Raw genomic sequence first — 15,945 nt, forward strand, 5'->3', positions numbered from 1 at the left:
CTTTTGTTTCGGGAGTGGCTGATGTCTGCCAGCGGTGCCCTGCGTTTACCTTCCGTTGATGGTGTGTTGCGTCATCCGGCGTGCCTGCCGCTGGCCCAACGTTATGGGCGTGAGGCGTTGTTGGCCTGTTTGCGGCAGTTGCTCGATGAGCTGCGTTCGAGCGTGCTGAACGGGCAATTGTCGGCGATTGAAATCCGCCCCGAGGTGCTCGCCGGCCGCGTCGGTGAACGCCTGGCCCAGCAACAGCGCAGCCAGGTTCGACGGGTGTTCAACCTGACCGGCACGGTGCTGCACACCAATCTGGGGCGGGCGCTGTTGCCGGAGGAAGCCATTGACGCCGTGCAAATGGCCGCGCGGTACCCGCTCAACCTGGAATTCGATCTGGCCAGCGGCAAACGCGGCGACCGTGACGATCTGATCGAAGGCCTGATCCGCGAACTGACCGGCGCCGAAGCCGTCACCGTGGTCAACAACAATGCCGCTGCGGTGCTGCTGACGCTCAACAGCCTCGGCGCGCGCAAAGAAGGCATTATTTCGCGCGGCGAGCTGATCGAGATCGGCGGCGCCTTCCGCATCCCCGACATCATGGCCCGCGCCGGCGTGCGCCTGCATGAAGTCGGCACGACCAATCGTACCCACGCCCGCGACTACGAAGCGGCGATCAACCCACGCAGCGGTTTGATCATGCGCGTGCATGCGAGCAACTACAGCATCGAAGGATTTACTGCTCGCGTGCCGACCGCTGAACTGGCCGAGTTGGCCCATCGGCATGATTTGCCGCTGCTGGAGGATCTGGGCAGCGGCAGTCTGCTGGATCTGACGCGCTGGGGTTTGCCGGCAGAACCGACGGTGCGCCAAGCGTTGTTGGACGGTGCGGATATCGTCACTTTCAGCGGCGACAAATTGCTGGGTGGCCCGCAGGCCGGGTTGATCGTTGGGCGCAAAGAGCTGATCGCGAAGATCAAGAAAAACCCGCTGAAACGCGCATTGCGGGTGGATAAATTGACCCTGGCGGCGCTGGAGGCGGTGCTCGGGTTGTATCGCGATCCGGATCGGCTGGCCGAACGTCTGCCGAGCTTGCGGTTGTTGACTCGACCGCAAGCCGACATCTTCGCCCAGGCCTCACGCTTGCAGCCCTTGATGGCTGAAATCTTGGGGGCGGTTTGGCAGGTTATTGCAGTCGAGGCCTTGGGCATGATCGGCAGCGGCAGCCAACCGGTGGCGCGTTTACCAAGTGCGGCGCTGTGTTGCCGTCCTCAGGTTTCAAAGCGTTTGCGCGGGCGCTGCCTGCTGAATCTGGAAGCGGCGTTGCGAGCGTTGCCGATCCCGGTGCTCGGTCGTATCGACGACGATGCGCTGTGGCTCGATCTGCGCCAACTCGATGATGAACCGGCATGGCTCGCGCAATTGCCGCAGTTGCAGGTCGACCCGTGATCGTCGGCACGGCGGGGCACATCGACCACGGCAAGACGTCGCTGCTGCAAGCCCTGACCGGACAAACCGGCGACCGCCGCCCGCAGGAACGCGAACGCGGCATGACCATCGACCTTGGTTATCTCTACGCAGAACTCGAACCGGGCGCGGGGCTGACCGGGTTTATCGACGTCCCCGGCCACGAGAAATTCACCCACAATATGCTCGCCGGGGCACAGGGCATTGATCTGGTGTTGCTGGTGGTCGCAGCAGACGACGGCGTGATGCCACAAACCCGTGAGCATCTGGCGATTGTCCAGTTGCTCGGCATTCCCCGGGCGTTGGTGGCGATCACCAAGTGTGACCGGGTCCAGGCGGGCAGGGTGGAGGAGGTTCAGCGGCAGATTCTGGATTTACTGGGGGCCGGGCCGTTTGCCGATGCGCCGATCCTGGCCTTGTCGAGCGTGAGCGGGCAGGGTATCGATGCGTTGCGGCGCCTTTTGTTGCAGACGCAACGTGAAGTGCAGAAACGCAGTCGCGAGGGTGGGTTTCGCTTGGCGATTGATCGGGCGTTCAGTGTCGCCGGGGCGGGGATTGTGGTCACGGGGACGGCGTTGTCGGGCGCGGTCACGGTGGAGGACCGATTAGTTTTGGGTCCTCTCGGTAAAACCGTTCGGGTTCGCGGCCTGCACGCGCAGAATCAGCCCGCCGAACAGGCCTGCGCCGGCCAACGAGTGGCGTTGAATATCAGTGGCGAGCGCTTGGCGCTGGAGCAGATCCATCGCGGTCAATGGCTGCTGAGCGAATGGTTGCACGCGCCAACGCAACGGGTGGATATCGAGTTTCAATTGCTGCCCGGCGAACGAACCTTCGAACACTTCCATCCGGTGCATCTGCACCTCGGCACACAAGACGTGATCGCCCGCGTCGCATTGCTCGAAGGCCCACGCCTGAATCCCGGCGAGCACATGTTCGCGCAACTGCTGATCAATGCGCCGGTGCACGCGGTGAAGGGCGATCGCCTGATCCTGCGTGACCAGAGCGCGCAACGCACCCTCGGTGGCGGCCTGGTGCTTGACCCGTTAGCCCCGGCGCGACAACGTCGCAGTCCGGAACGGTTGGCGCAACTTGAGGCCTTGGCGCGTGGTGAAAGCCTTGAACAAGCGTTGCCGGTCTTGCTCGATCACAGTGCTGGCGGCCTCGATCCGCAGCGACTGGAACGCCAGTTCAATCGCCCTCGTGAAGGCTGGTCATTACCGACGAACGTGCGCCTGATCGACACACGCCAAGGCCCGGTGCTGTTCAATGTACAGCGCTGGGGGCAGTTGAAATTTACGCTGCTGGAAAAACTGGCGCAGTTCCATGAGCGGGAGCCCGATCAGATGGGCCCTGATCGGGATCGTCTACGCCGCTTCAGCGGGTTGGCGCTGGAGCGGTCTACGTTCATCAGTCTGCTGGATGAACTTCGCGCTGCGGGTTCTATCAATGCGAGCGGGCCGTGGCTGCACCTGCCAGATCATCAGGTGCAGTTGAATGCCGAGGACGAAGCCTTGTCGCAGCAGTTGCAGCCGCTGTTTCAACAAGCCGGCTTTGATCCGCCGTGGGTGCGCGATGTGGCAAAGACGGTGGGGAAAGAGGACGCGGTGGTACGTCTGCTGTTGCGCAAACTGGCGCGGCAGGGGTTGATGCATCAAGTGGTGCGCGATCTGTTTATCAGTGACACGGTGCTGCGGCAGATGGCGAATGTGTTGCTGGAATTGGCCAAGGAAAATCCGCAGATCCAGGTGACAACCTTGCGCGATGCGCTAGGCTTGGGACGCAAACGCTGCATTCAGTATCTGGAATATTTCGACCGCGTCGGCCTGACCCGACGCCTCGGCGAATCCCGCCAGATCCGCCCCGACAACGCGCTGGCCAACGCCTGCGCCCAATGAGTTAAAGGAAGGCAATCGCGCCCGGTGGCGCGGCCGGGCTTCAAACCCGGTTGGGGACGGCATCCGTTCCCGGGCAGGTTCGACTCCGGCTGCCTTCCGCCAGTTTTGCTCAGGACATCCGCAGTCCAGAGTGGGAGCGAGCCTGCGCGCGAAAGCCGTTTTTGATCGTTCCCTGCTACTGCGGCAATTCCAGATTATCCATCACCCGATTCACCGCCAGCTCCCCGAGCATGATCAATTGCGCGATCCCCAACAGTGTCCTGCGCTGCGACGCGGGTATGAGGTGGGCGAAGTCATGGGCGATGGTTCTGGCGGAGGCGAGGGTTTCGCTGGCATCGGCCAGCAGTTCCTCGTTTTTGAAGTCTGCGGTAACGGCGTACATCCGGCGGGTTTTGCGCGGCGGTGGGGTCGAGCCGGGTGGGCAGAGGTAATGATCGAGGGCGCGTTCGGCGGCGTCGTTGAGTTTTTTGGAATCGAGGGATTCGTAGGGGGAGGCGAGATCGGTTTCGGGTGGGTTGGGTGTTGGTTTGATCATGGCGAAACTCCGTGGTTGATTTAGCCGCCACGGCTCATCGCTAAACAAGTAAAGGTGGCGGCTGTACGCGGGTTAGCGATCCGGGTCACAGAAACCCCGGGTAGACCCGAAGGTCTCCCACGCACAGCCACCATGACGCCAAGTGCAGATAGACAATGCTGCAATTGAGACTGGGGATTGAGCGTCTGTAAGGTATCGGATCGCTAAACCCGATCGCTGATTCGTCAGCGACCGCACCACAATAGAACCCGACCCCAAGACGCACAAGCCGGCGGATTCTGGCGTAGCTGTAGGCAATGGCGCAAGAATTTGTAGCCTCGGAGACGTGTCTTGAGGTTTCTTTTAAACACTCCAGTTTAAAAGGCGAAAAGTCGGGCGAAGATGTGGGGGAATGGTCTATCCCTGATAGCGCTGTGACAGCGAGCCTGCTCGCGAAGGCGATTCAACAGCCGACATCTCAGTGGCTAGCCCAGCACTTTCGCGAGCAGGCTTGCTCCCAAAGGGGGGGGCGTTGTTCCAGTTGAATCCGCATTCATCCCCTCACGGCTGATACGGAATCACCTTGTCCTTGTCCATTTCCACCAGCAACTGATCAAGCATCTGCCGCTTGTTTTCAAACGCTGGAATCGGCACGTACCACGTGATCACGCTCCAGCCTTCGCGCGAGTAGTTGTAGGTCTTGAGCAGTTCGCCGTCCTTGAAGACGGAGCCGCGCAAGTTGTCCTGGTAGTGGTAAGGCATGGGAAAGGTGAACAGGGTGAAGACGTTCATCAATGCCAGCCAGTTGACCTTGCCATCGTGGGGTTCGGTGATCAGCAGGCTGTAGCCGTTGCGGCTGTAGCCACCGTCGAGCATGGAAAACGCACCGGTGTTTTTCAGGGCACTGATGGTTTCGCGTTGGTGTTGTTCATCGATCCGGCTGTAGGCCGGTCCGAGCCCGAGTGTGACCGGGACGTAGGCCTGGCTGGTCTTGTAGTCGAGCGGTTGCAGGGTATTGGCGCAACCCCCCAGCGTCAGCAGGGCGAAGAGCAGGGCGGTAGGCTTGATGACATTGAGGATCATTGCGCAGCCCCGTCAGCGGGGATCAGGCGATCACGCTGGACGTCCTGGGCAAACGCGCGGGCGATGCGGCTCAGGTTCTGGCCTTCCAGTTCACCACCCTGATCCAGCAGCCAAGTGTATTTCTGCGTGGTGTTGCGGTAGCTGTATTGCTTCAGACGCTTGTCGCCTTGATACACGGAGAACTGCGCCTCGGTGTTGTATTCCTTGGATAAGGGCAGCGTGAACAACGTGGCGCAACTGAGCAACACCAGCGGAAACGGCGGAAACTCGCGTTGCATGTTCAGTTTGATCTGGACGCTGTACTCGTCACCTTTGGCGGTGCCGGTCTGGATCTCGCGGAACACTCCGGTCTGGCGCAGATGGTTGCGCAGGGTCGAGGAGTTCATCGGGTCATCGACCATGACGTGGATCGGTGCCAGATAATCTTGACCGTCGGCGAGGGTGCGCTCAGGCAAGGTGTTGGTTGCTGTGCAGCCGGTCAACAGAGCGGCGGTGGTGAGGGCGATGATTTTTTTCATGGCTTGACGTCCACGGCCACACCCGGAGTGGGGCCGGTAAAGATGTAGGGTTCGGCGCGTTTCAGATCGAGTTTCAGCGGTTGCAGGGTTGGCAGCCCCGGGGTCATGCGCTGAGCGACCACGGCGTCACGGGCGTTCTGGTCGCTCCAGCGGAACGCGCACAAACCGGCAGTCAGGCAGAACGAGCGGAATTCACCGATGTAATAGGCCTTGCCGGGCTCAAGGCGCATCGGCAGGTTGAATTTCTCTCGTGCCTCGGCCGAGGTGAAAACCGTGCCGAGGCCAGGCTGGTAGCGGGCGGAAAAGAACTGGAAGTCATAGAACTCATAGTCGCCCGGTTTCAGGGGCAGCACGAATACACTCGCTGCGCCGACACCGTCCTGAATGTCCTGAGGCGTCGAGTAGGCACCGGCCAGTTTCCAGACACCGGCGGCGCCATATTCAGAACCGCGCTTGCGGAAAAAAATGCGCTGGTTGTCAGCGGCAGGGAATTTGACTGACTGCGGCCCGATTGAGCCGACGAGGTAGCTGACCGGCTCGTTGGCTTTGGGTTGCAAGGGTTCGCTGACCCACGAGGCGCTTTCGGTAATGCAGCCGCTGAGTGTCGCCGCGAGCACAATGGCCGCGCCGAGTTTGAATAACTGGAACATGTACATCCCTGAATCTGCGTGTGTTGATTGACGGCAAACAGGAGGTCAATCAATGCCTTCCTGGCTTGGCGTTTTTTGCGGGTGCGCAGGATAAGGGAGGTGATGGCATTTGGCTAGCCGTGAGAGGTGTGTTGCGTATACGGATGTTTGGCTGAAACTCCGACTTGTAGGAATGAGCCTGCTCGCGATTGCGGTGTATCAGTCAGCATGAATGTTGCTGAAAAGACGCTATCGCGAGCAGGCTCACTCCTACAGGGGATAGCGTTTCAAATCGGGATGGGCGGTGGGTTAGAAACCCAGTGGGTACTGGATCACCACGTAGATCCGGTCGATGTCATCGCCGGCCTGGGCATCATTGGCCCGGTGTGAAACATGCGATACCTGCACCGACAAATCCTTCGCCGCGCCCGATTGCACGACGTACTTCAAATCGATATCGCGCTCCCAGTGCTTGCCACCATCGCCTTGCTGAGGCTGATAACTGCCGCTGTCAGGATCAAACGGGTTGTAGGCGCCGCCCTTGGGCGCGTGGGTGCCGTCAATGTGGCTACCGCTGACGTAGCGGGTCATGAACTTCAGGCCTGGAATCCCGAAGGTGCCGAGGTCCAGGTCGTAGCGCGCCTGCCAGGAGCGTTCGTTGGCGCCGTTGAAATCGGCGTATTTGATCGAGTTGGCGAGGTAGATCGAGTCACCGCCGACGAAATCGAACGGTGTGTCGCCATTGATCTTTTGCCAGCCGAGCATCACCGCGTGCGCGCCGAAGGCGTATTTGCCGGAGAGGCTGAACGCGGTGTTGTCGATTGACCCGGCCAGCGCCTGGCCTGTGTCGCGGGTGTGGTAGAGGTTGGCGTCGAGCAGCACGCCTGATTGCTTGAAGTGCAGGTTGGCATAGTACTGATGCCAGGTGTCTGTCAGTTCAGAGGCGTACAGGGCGCCTCCGATAGGACGGTCGTTGAACAGGTCGGCGCCGAGAAAGCTGATCCCGCCAGCCTCGGTGTTGGCGCCGTAGCCGTAAAAATCGCCTTTGCCGGAAGAACTGTCCTGATTCTTGAACGCCGTGAAATGCCCCGCCTGGACGTTAACGTTGTCGATTTCCCGGCTGTTGAGCAGAAAACCCGTGGCGTACTCCGGTTGCAGACGTTTGTCGGAGGTGTCGAACACTGGGGTTTCCACGGTCATTTCGCCGAACGCCAGGGTGGTGCGCGATGCCTTCAACTTGAGGGCGCCGCCGGCGCTGGAATAGTTGCTCTCGCTGCGGCCGTCGCTGTCGACCGGCAACAACCCGGTGCCGGAATGGCCCTTGCCGCCGTCCAGTTTCAGGCCGGTAAAGGCATGCGCATCGATACCAAACCCGACGGTTCCGGCCGTGAAGCCGGATGAGAAAGTGCCGATAAACCCTTGAGCCCATTCCTGTTTATAGTTCTTTTCGGAGGGCGAGGGCGAGCGATAGTCATTGCTCAGGTAGAAGTTGCGACTGAGTACTTCGGACTTTGAATCGTCAAAAAAACCGCTGGCGTGGGCTGTGTTCAGGCCACAGAGCAAGGCGAGCAGGGTGATACGCGAGAGGGCGCAGTCGATCATGATGAGTAGCCAGCAAACAGGAATGTGGCCGTGATGATCGAGGGAATACGGGCGAGGGGATTGAGCTTATGTGCTCAGTTGAGGGCACCACACGGCCCTGTGGGAGCGAGCAACCCCGCTCCCACAGGGCCGATCACCTTACGACAACGGTGGCGTGCGTGGCGGGATCATCCTTTTGCTGCCTGTCGACTCAAACGCCGCCGCCAGACGCAGCAGGCTCGAATCGTCGTAGGCACGGCCGGCGAAGGTCAGGCCGACCGGCATGCCGATATCCGCCATCACGCCCATGGGCACGGTGACCGTCGGCACGCCCAGGTGACGGATCGCGAGGTTGCCATTGGCGACCCAGACGCCATTGCTCCAGGCGATGTCGGCCGATTCTGGATTGATGTCCGAGTCCGCCGGACCGACGTCAGCAACGGTCGGAAACAGCACGGCGTCGAGGCCCAGTTTATCCATCCAGTCTTCAAGGTCGATGCGCCGGGTCTGTTCGAGGCCGCGCAGGCCATCGGGCACGGTCGGGATTTCGTTCCACGGCGTGATGCCGCGTTCGGCCATGCGCACGTATTCGTCCATGCCTGCGGCCAGGTCGCCCTCACGGTTGGGCAGGGTGCCCGGGTCGTGCGGGAAGATCTTCGGCCCGTCGACGTCGACCAGACGATTGAGTTTAGGGTCGCCGTTGGCTTGCAGAAAATCGTCGAACGCCCAGGCGCTCAGATCCCACAATTCATGATGAAGAAACTCTTTCGACACCAGACCACGGGTGAACACGGTCGGCGCACCGGGACGGTCACCTTCACAGTTGGAGACCAGCGGGAAATCGGTTTCGATGACTTCGGCACCGGCCGCTTCGAGGGCCTGCCGCGCCTGTTTCCACAGCTCGATCACCGAAGCACGGGTGTTGATGCGCTGGCCGGTCGGGCCACCGATGCCCGGCGCTTCGCTGGTGCCTGCATCAGGGTCGGCGTTGATGAACATGCGCGGCACGGCGAAACGCTTGCCGGCCAGCGCGGCGCTGTCGGCAGCCAGTTCGGCGTAAGCGACGGGGCGCACGGAACTGACGCTCGGGATCGGCACCCACGGTTGCAGGCGCCACAGGTCGCCTCGGGTGTCGGGGTCTTCGGCGACGATGATGTCGAGCACTTCCAGCAGATCAGCCATGGTGCGGGCGTACGGCACGACCACGTCCATGGTCGGGGTCAACGGCCAGTTACCGCGCACCGAGATCACCCCGCGCGACGGGGTATAGGCACACAAGCCATTGTTCGACGCTGGGCCGCGACCGCTCGACCAGGTTTCTTCGGCCAGACCGAACGCGGCGAAACTCGCGGCCGTGGCGGTGCCGGCACCATTGGACGAACCCGAGGCGAACGGCGCAGTCAGGTAGTCAGCGTTATAAGGGCTTTCGGCACGGCCGTAGACACCCCGTTGCATCCCGCCATTGGCCATCGGCGGCATGTTGGTCTTGCCCAGGCAAATCGCTCCGGCACCGCGCAGGCGCTCAATGGTGAACGCATCGCGATAAGCGACCAGATCGGCAAACGCCGGGCTGCCGGACGCTGCAGTCAGGCCTTTGACCAGATAACTGTCCTTGGCGGTGTAAGGAATACCGTCGAGCGGGCTCAGCGTTTCGCCCTTGGCGCGGCGGGCGTCGCTGGCCAGTGCTTCGTTGAGGGCTTCGCGATTGCGCACGACAACGGCGTTCAGCGCTGTCGGGGTGTCGGCGCCGTCGTAGGCATCGATGCGGGCGAGATAGGCCTGCACCAGTTCAACCGATGTGGTCTGGCCGGATTCCAGCGCAGCACGCAGTTGGGCAATGGAAACTTCGGTGACTTCGATCATGCGGTCACCGCCATTTGCAGTTGAGCGTCATTTATCTTGGAAGGGGCATTCATATCGGTTCTCGCTGCACGGCTTTACGCGACAAGGTTAAGGCTGGCGCCTATTTAACACCAATCCTTCATCCAAACGACAGAACACCCACGTCACGGGCCGTACGGTCCGCTGGAATCCGCGCCCCTCAGGCCGTTTGAGTGTCATCGAACCAGCCACGAATCATCTGGGTAAAGAACAGGTGCGTCGTATCCCACCAGCGTTTCCACCAACTGCCTGCCTCAGCGTCCTCAAGTGCGATCAACGGACGACTCCCCAGCAGTTGCCCGGCATCGTACAGCTCCAGTTTCCCGACGACGGTGCCCATGGCGATAGGCGCTTGCAGCGGCCCGTCAATCTCGATGCGTGTCTCTATTTTTCGATGTCTGTTCTTGGGCAGGGTGAGGGTCATGTCGTCGAGTAAGCCCAGAGCGATCGATCGTTTCTCGCCTTTCCAGAGCGCAGCCGTTTTGAGTACTTCCCCGGCTTTTTTGTAGGTTTGGGTGTCATAGAAACGAAAGGCGTAGCCCATGAGTTTTTCAGTTTCTGCGGTGCGCTTTTGCGTGCTGGTTGCACCAAAGATCACACTGATCAAACGCCGCCCGTCTCGACGCGACGACGCTACCATGCAATAGCCAGCCGCTTCGGTATGGCCAGTCTTCAGTCCGTCGAAGCTGTCGTCTCGCCACAATAGAAGGTTGCGGTTGGCTTGCCGTATGCCATTCCAGGTGAAGTGTTTTCTGGCGTACAGCGCATAGGTATCAGCGCCTTCGTTGATGATCGCCCGCGCCAATAGCGCCATGTCCCGGGCCGATGAGTAATGGTCTGGCTGAGGCAGGCCGGTGGAGTTCATGAAGTGTGTGTTGCGCATCCCCAAGGCCGTAGCTGTCGAGTTCATCATGCCGACGAAAACGCCTTCGCTTCCGGCGACATGTTCGGCGAGCGCCACGCTGGCGTCATTACCCGAGTCGATGATCACGCCGCTGAGCAAGTCGTGAACCGAAACGGAACTGCCTGGGTCAAGAAACATGCGCGAACCGCCGGTACGCCAGGCATTTTCGCTGACAGTGACCATGCCATCCGCTTTGATACGCCCGGCCTTGATTTCACGCGTGGTGACAAATGCCGTCATCATTTTGGTCAGGCTGGCCGGCGGCAGGCGCATATCGCTGTTGTGACTGGTGATAACGGCACCGGTGGCGCCGTCGATGAGTATCCAGGCTTTGGCACCGAGCTTCGGTGCGGCAGGGATCATGGCGCCTCGGGTGTTGTTGTCAGCCAGAGCAGGGTGGGCCAACACAACAAGCGATGTTGCGCAGAGCAGGGTGAATACACATCGGAACAACAGGCATTTCACAAGCAAGTAGCCTTGGGGCAGCAGAAAGTAGCGCCACGCTAGCCCCCGGGCATGGGGCGCTCAAATTAAGCCGGGTTAAGTTTAATTTAATGTTCCGGTACGAATAGCCCGACATTCAGGCAGGGGCCATCGGGCAATGAATCAGCACGCGGGTGCCACGTCCCGTCGCGGCAGGCTGAATATCCAGCGAATAGCCGTGCAATTTGACGATGGCCGCGACCAACGATAAGCCCAGGCCATGTCCGGGCTGCATTCTGCTTGCCTCCCCTCGATAGAGCCTGCGAATGACGTGCGAGCGGTCCGCCTCGGGTATCCCGGCCCCATCGTCGGCGACTTCAATGACAACCGTTGAATCCTCGATGCTGCCGCGCAACGTGATATGCCCGCCCTGCGGCGTAAACTTGATCGCGTTATCCAGCAAGTTGACCAGCGCCTCAAACAGCAGCGATGAGTCCCCAACCAATTTGGGCAAGTCACTGGTGATTTGCAGGGACAGTGTCTGCGAACGGTCCAGCGCCATAGGCTCATAAAACTCATGTGCCTGTTGCAACAGCGCCATGATCGGAAACGGCGCAAATGCCGAGCGTCGGCGGATATCGTCGAGTTCGGCGACCCGAAGCAAGCCCTGAAAGCGCACCATGATCGATTCACTTTCTTCAAGGGCCTGGTTCAATGTCTGCTGGTGATCAAGGTCGAGTGGCAGTTGCTGGAGCTGATAAAGCCTGGCGCGCAGACGTGTCAGTGGTGTGCGCAAATCATGGGCAACCCCGTCGCAGACACTTTTGACTTCGTGCATCAATTGCTCGATATGGTCGAGCATTGTATTGACGGCATTGGCCAGCATGTCCAGTTCATCACGGCGAGCGGAGAGGGGGAGGCGCTCAGCCAGGTTGCCTGAGACGATACTTTCCGTACACAACTGAAGACGTTTGACACGCCGCAACGGCCGGCGCCGCAATAGGCGCCAGCCGATTAATCCGGGAATCAGCGTCAACGAAAAACCCCACATCAAGGCCTGTTCGATAATCCCGCCCACGGCAGAAATCGAACCACCGTCACGCGCCAGGATAAGCATGTGCCCGTCGGGGCGTCGTGCTAACAAGGCATAACTGCTGCGGGTTTCTTTATTGGGTAGCGCAATGCTCAGCCCACGTTCCAGATAATGAACCTTGCCATCATCGGGCAGGCTGGAGCGCAGTTTGAGCAGGTCTCCGGCAACGTGCTGCCCCTCGGCGGTGAACAACCCGTAGGCATCGATTCCGGGGGTTGAAAAGGCTTCACTGGCCGCCAGTTCATTCACCAGTTTTTCGTCATCGATCTTTTGATAGTAGTGGGCGCGCTGCAGTAATGTTCGCTCTGCAACGGTTCCCAGGTAGTGGGAGATTTCCCAGTACAACACGCCGGTAAAGAGCGCACCCCAGGCCACGAAAAACAGGGCATAGAACCCGATCAAACGACTACCTGAGGAGCGCCATTGCTCAGTTTTTGGCAGCAAGGACATAACCCGCACCGCGTATCGTATGAATGACGGGCGTCCCTTCATCGCCTTCAAGCTTTTTGCGCAGCCGACCAATGTGGACATCGATAATGTTGGTGCCAGGGTCGAATCGATACCCCCAGACCTCTTCGAACAACATCGTGCGGGTGACCAACTGGCCGGCGCTGCGCATCAGGTAGTTGAGCAGTTTGAACTCGGTGGGCAGCAGCCCGATGGGTTCGCCATTTCGAGTCAGCTTGTGCTCGACCAGGTCCAGTCGCAGGTTCCCGCAACTGAGTTGCGGATGGCTGGCGTCGGCATGGGTGCGCCGAAGCAATGCGTCAAGTCGCGCAACCATCTCGGTAGCGGAAAAGGGTTTGGTCAGATAATCGTCGCCGCCCGCTCGCAGCCCCTGAACGCGCTCATCGACGTCGGACAGTGCACTGATCATCAGCACCGGCGTCTGAATCCCAAGGCTGCGCAATGTGCTGACAATCGTCAGTCCATCGAAGTCGGGAAGCATGCGATCCAGGGTAATGGCGTCAAAACCACCGGCAATCGCCGAGGCCAGTCCGTCCCGTCCGGTAGCGGCCCATTTTGAACTGAACCCGTGACGTTCGAGTTCAGCGATGATGACTTGTGCCGTCACCTTGTCGTCCTCTATGACCAACGCGCAACTCATGTTTTCCTCCATTGGAATCTGTTTTCGGCCATTGCGACGTAACGTCGACACCCAGTGCAGGCATACCCTGGTGATCTGCGATCAAGCCGAACATCAAAATTATTTAACCCACCTTAACGCCGTCGTCTGCCGTGCGGGTGCCCATTTAAGTTCAAGTGCACGGCCTGTGTCAGCTTTACGGGGGAGGGTAGGTCAATTGGCCAGACGGATGTGGCCTTTGATCAGATCGCAACAAGTGAAACGAGCAGCCCGCAATCACTGGATTTTCCTGCTGTAGCCTGGATCAATATACAAATGCAGCACGGTGCCCTTGGGCACCGCGCATGACAGTCAGCCCGGCTCTGCAAGAGCGCGGGTGAGTGCAGTGCCTTACGGCAACGCGTAAGCCATTACGTAGTCGCCACGATCGGTCGACTGACGAGCGCCACCTGCGGTGATGACGATGTACTGTTTGCCGGTTTTTGGCGACACATAAGTCATCGGGCCGCCCTGGCTGCCGACCGGCAGGCGGGATTTCCAGATTTCCTCACCGTTGCCGCTGTTGAAGGCACGCAGGTAGAAGTCCTGAGTGCCAGCAATAAAGATCAAGCCTCCTTGAGTCGACAGGGTGCCGCCGAGCGTCGGCAGACCGACCTTGATTGGCAAGTGCATGCGAATACCCAAAGGTCCGGTGTCTTCAACGGTACCCACGGGTACTTGCCAGGCGATTGTTTGGGTCTTCATGTCGATGGCTGTCAGCGTACCGAACGGCGGCGCCTGGCAAGGAATGCCGGCGACCGACAGGAAGCGGTTCTTGTTCACCGCGTAAGGCGTGCCCTTGAGCGGTACGGCGCCCATGCCAGTGTTCAGCGCTTCGCCACCGGAAGTGGCCTGCCCCTTGTTCTGCGAAGGGATCATCTGAATCCACAGACCCAGGCGCATATCGTTCACAAAGATGAAACCATGCACCGGGTCAGTGGAGATGCTGCCCCAGTTCATGCCACCCAGCGAGCCCGGGAAGCTCAGGGATTTGTCGGTGCCTGGCGCGGTGTACAAACCGTCGTAACGCATCGATTTGAAATCGATACGACACAACAGTTGGTCGTAAGGCGTGGCCCCCCACATGTCCGACTCGGTCAGGTGCTGGGCACCAATCTGCGGCATGCCGACCGATTTTGGCTGGGTAGGCGAGTAAGGCTCGTTAGGGATGTTCGCTGCCTTGACCGGCACTTCCTCAACGTTGGTCAGCGGCTTGCCAGTGGCACGATCCAGCACGTAGATCTGCCCGGCCTTGGTACCGATGACCAGCGCCGGTACGGTTTTGCCGTCCTTGGTGAAGTCGATCAGGCTCGGCTGCATCGGCAAATCGAAATCCCAGAGGTCGTTGTGGACCGTCTGGAAGACCCACTTTTCCTCGCCATTGTTGGCGTCCAGGGCCAGGATCGAAGCACCGTAGGTGTGATCCAGCTTGCTGCGCTCGACACCATAGATGTCGGTGGAGGAACTGCCCATGGGCAGGAAGACCGTGTTGGTGGCCGCGTCGTAAGACATTGGCGCCCAGCTGTTCGGCGTGCTGCGTACATAGGTGTTGCCGTCTGCCGGCGCCTTTTTATCCTGCGGGTTGCCCGGGTCGAAAGCCCAACGCATGGCGCCGGTGATCACATCAAAACCACGGATCACACCGCCCGGCATGTCGGCTTGCACGTTGTCAGCCACGCGACCGCCAACCACCACGGTAGTGCCTGCCATTAACGGTGCGGAGGACAACTGATAGTAGCTGTCCGGGACATCGCCCAGACCGGCCTTGAGATCCACTTGACCATTGTTGCCAAAACCCTGGCAGAACTCGCCGGTGTCGGCATCCACGGCGATCAGGCGAGCGTCGATGGTGTTGGTCAGCAAACGGCGCTGGCAGTTGGCAACTGGCGCTGGCTGGCCTACGGCAACGGGTGAACTACCCGACTCGGCAACTGCTGCAGTCGCGTCGAAATAGGCCATGCCACGGCAACGTTGCCAGACTTTTGACTGGGCGTTGATGGCGTTTTTCCAGAGTTCCTTGCCGGTGTCGGCATCCAGCGCAATCAGATTGTTGTGCGGGGTGCAGATAAACACCTTGTTGCCGATTTGCAGTGGAGTGAGCTGGTCTTCGGCGCCGTTACCGTCGCTCTCGGCGACGTCTGCGGTGTGATAGGTCCACGCCACTTGCAACTTGTCGACGTTGTGGCGGTTGATCTGATCCAGTGCAGCAAAGCGGCTGCCGCCCTCGGTATTGCCGTAGTGAGCCCAGTCTTTCTGGGCTTTTTGCGGATCTACCGGCGTGAGGCCCGGGCCGGTGCCCGTAGCTGCAACCGTCGGGTGCGCGACGAACATGTTGCCGGCGGCCAGGGCCAGACCGACCGCCAGTACCCCGGCAACGGCATAAGCACCGCGCCCCGGAGCGCCGCCGTTGGCACGTTTCAATAATGGATAGACCAGCGTGACGACCAGTCCCACTGCGCTGAACATGAACAGGCGCGAGAACACTGGCCAGAACACCAGGCCGGCATCGTTTACTGCCCAGATCGCTGTCCCCACCAGAAACGCTGCGAACAACCAGGCACCGGCCGGTTTGAAGCGAGCAATCAGCAGACCGGAGGCCGCCATCACCAGCCCACCCACCAGGAAGTACAAGGAACCTCCCAGACTGACCAATTTCACGCCGCCAACAGCGAGTGCCAGACCGAGGAGGGCAATGATCACGCCCAGCCCGACCAGAATGAATGTTGATACGCCCGAGAGGCGTTGACTCTGCTTCACGTTGAATGTCCCGTCGAAATGAGGCGGGCAGTATATAGATAGGTAACTATCTGGTTAAAACATAATTTCGAAGTGAAGCGCCGTACGCA

At 60.0% G+C, this 15,945-nt stretch carries 12 protein-coding genes and 1 tRNA gene; 3 read left to right on the forward strand and 10 right to left on the reverse strand.

The features are described from left to right. Positions 1 to 21: 21 nt before the first annotated feature. The 3 genes from selA (at position 22) to AACY50_RS17730 (ending at position 3,449) form a co-directional block, all read left to right on the forward strand. Positions 22 to 1,434 (forward strand): L-seryl-tRNA(Sec) selenium transferase, encoded by a 1,413-nt coding sequence (selA, locus tag AACY50_RS17720; protein ID WP_339538922.1) that lies wholly within the window; start codon positions 22 to 24, stop codon positions 1,432 to 1,434. Then, positions 1,431 to 3,347 (forward strand): selenocysteine-specific translation elongation factor, encoded by a 1,917-nt coding sequence (gene selB / locus AACY50_RS17725; protein WP_339538934.1) that lies wholly within the window; start codon positions 1,431 to 1,433, stop codon positions 3,345 to 3,347. Before selA ends, selB begins: the two co-directional genes overlap by 4 nt. A 6-nt stretch (positions 3,348 to 3,353) precedes the next feature. Continuing rightward, positions 3,354 to 3,449, forward strand: a tRNA-Sec gene (locus AACY50_RS17730). 73 nt (positions 3,450 to 3,522) lie between these two features. Here AACY50_RS17730 and AACY50_RS17735 read toward each other — a convergent pair. The 10 genes from AACY50_RS17735 to AACY50_RS17780 all read right to left on the reverse strand — a co-directional run bounded on the left by AACY50_RS17735 (position 3,523) and on the right by AACY50_RS17780 (position 15,856). Continuing rightward, positions 3,523 to 3,882, reverse strand: a complete 360-nt coding sequence (locus AACY50_RS17735; protein ID WP_008083868.1) for a DUF6124 family protein — start codon at positions 3,880 to 3,882, stop codon at positions 3,523 to 3,525. Between the two features lie 540 nt (positions 3,883 to 4,422). Further along, positions 4,423 to 4,944 (reverse strand): hypothetical protein, encoded by a 522-nt coding sequence (locus tag AACY50_RS17740; RefSeq protein ID WP_339464201.1) that lies wholly within the window; start codon positions 4,942 to 4,944, stop codon positions 4,423 to 4,425. After that, entirely contained in the window at positions 4,941 to 5,462 is a 522-nt protein-coding gene (locus AACY50_RS17745) for a hypothetical protein (protein ID WP_339464199.1), read from the reverse strand. The genes AACY50_RS17740 and AACY50_RS17745 overlap by 4 nt, the downstream gene beginning before the upstream one ends. After that, positions 5,459 to 6,112, reverse strand: a complete 654-nt coding sequence (locus AACY50_RS17750; protein ID WP_339464198.1) for a hypothetical protein — start codon at positions 6,110 to 6,112, stop codon at positions 5,459 to 5,461. Before AACY50_RS17750 ends, AACY50_RS17745 begins: the two co-directional genes overlap by 4 nt. A 288-nt stretch (positions 6,113 to 6,400) precedes the next feature. Then, positions 6,401 to 7,693, reverse strand: coding sequence for an OprD family porin (locus tag AACY50_RS17755; RefSeq protein ID WP_339464197.1), 1,293 nt, complete (start codon positions 7,691 to 7,693; stop codon positions 6,401 to 6,403). Positions 7,694 to 7,831: 138 nt separating this feature from the next. Continuing rightward, the gene (locus AACY50_RS17760; protein WP_339508193.1) at positions 7,832 to 9,535 is read right to left on the reverse strand and encodes an amidase; all 1,704 of its coding nucleotides are present in this window, start codon (positions 9,533 to 9,535) and stop codon (positions 7,832 to 7,834) included. Between the two features lie 178 nt (positions 9,536 to 9,713). Then, positions 9,714 to 10,820, reverse strand: coding sequence for a D-alanyl-D-alanine carboxypeptidase family protein (locus AACY50_RS17765; RefSeq protein ID WP_339508191.1), 1,107 nt, complete (start codon positions 10,818 to 10,820; stop codon positions 9,714 to 9,716). Positions 10,821 to 11,037: 217 nt separating this feature from the next. Then, positions 11,038 to 12,423 (reverse strand): sensor histidine kinase, encoded by a 1,386-nt coding sequence (locus AACY50_RS17770; protein ID WP_339464194.1) that lies wholly within the window; start codon positions 12,421 to 12,423, stop codon positions 11,038 to 11,040. Beyond that, a complete protein-coding gene (locus AACY50_RS17775) occupies positions 12,401 to 13,081 on the reverse strand; it encodes a response regulator transcription factor (protein WP_339494302.1) in 681 nt (226 codons plus the stop codon). The genes AACY50_RS17770 and AACY50_RS17775 overlap by 23 nt, the downstream gene beginning before the upstream one ends. A 369-nt stretch (positions 13,082 to 13,450) precedes the next feature. Beyond that, positions 13,451 to 15,856 carry a glucose/quinate/shikimate family membrane-bound PQQ-dependent dehydrogenase gene (locus AACY50_RS17780; RefSeq protein WP_339538923.1) on the reverse strand — a complete coding sequence of 802 codons (2,406 nt, stop codon included), beginning with the start codon at positions 15,854 to 15,856 and terminating at the stop codon, positions 13,451 to 13,453. Positions 15,857 to 15,945 lie beyond the last annotated feature (89 nt).

Source organism: Pseudomonas sp. RA_15y_Pfl2_54 (genome assembly GCF_963971015.1).
Lineage (GTDB): Bacteria > Pseudomonadota > Gammaproteobacteria > Pseudomonadales > Pseudomonadaceae > Aquipseudomonas > Aquipseudomonas baetica_A.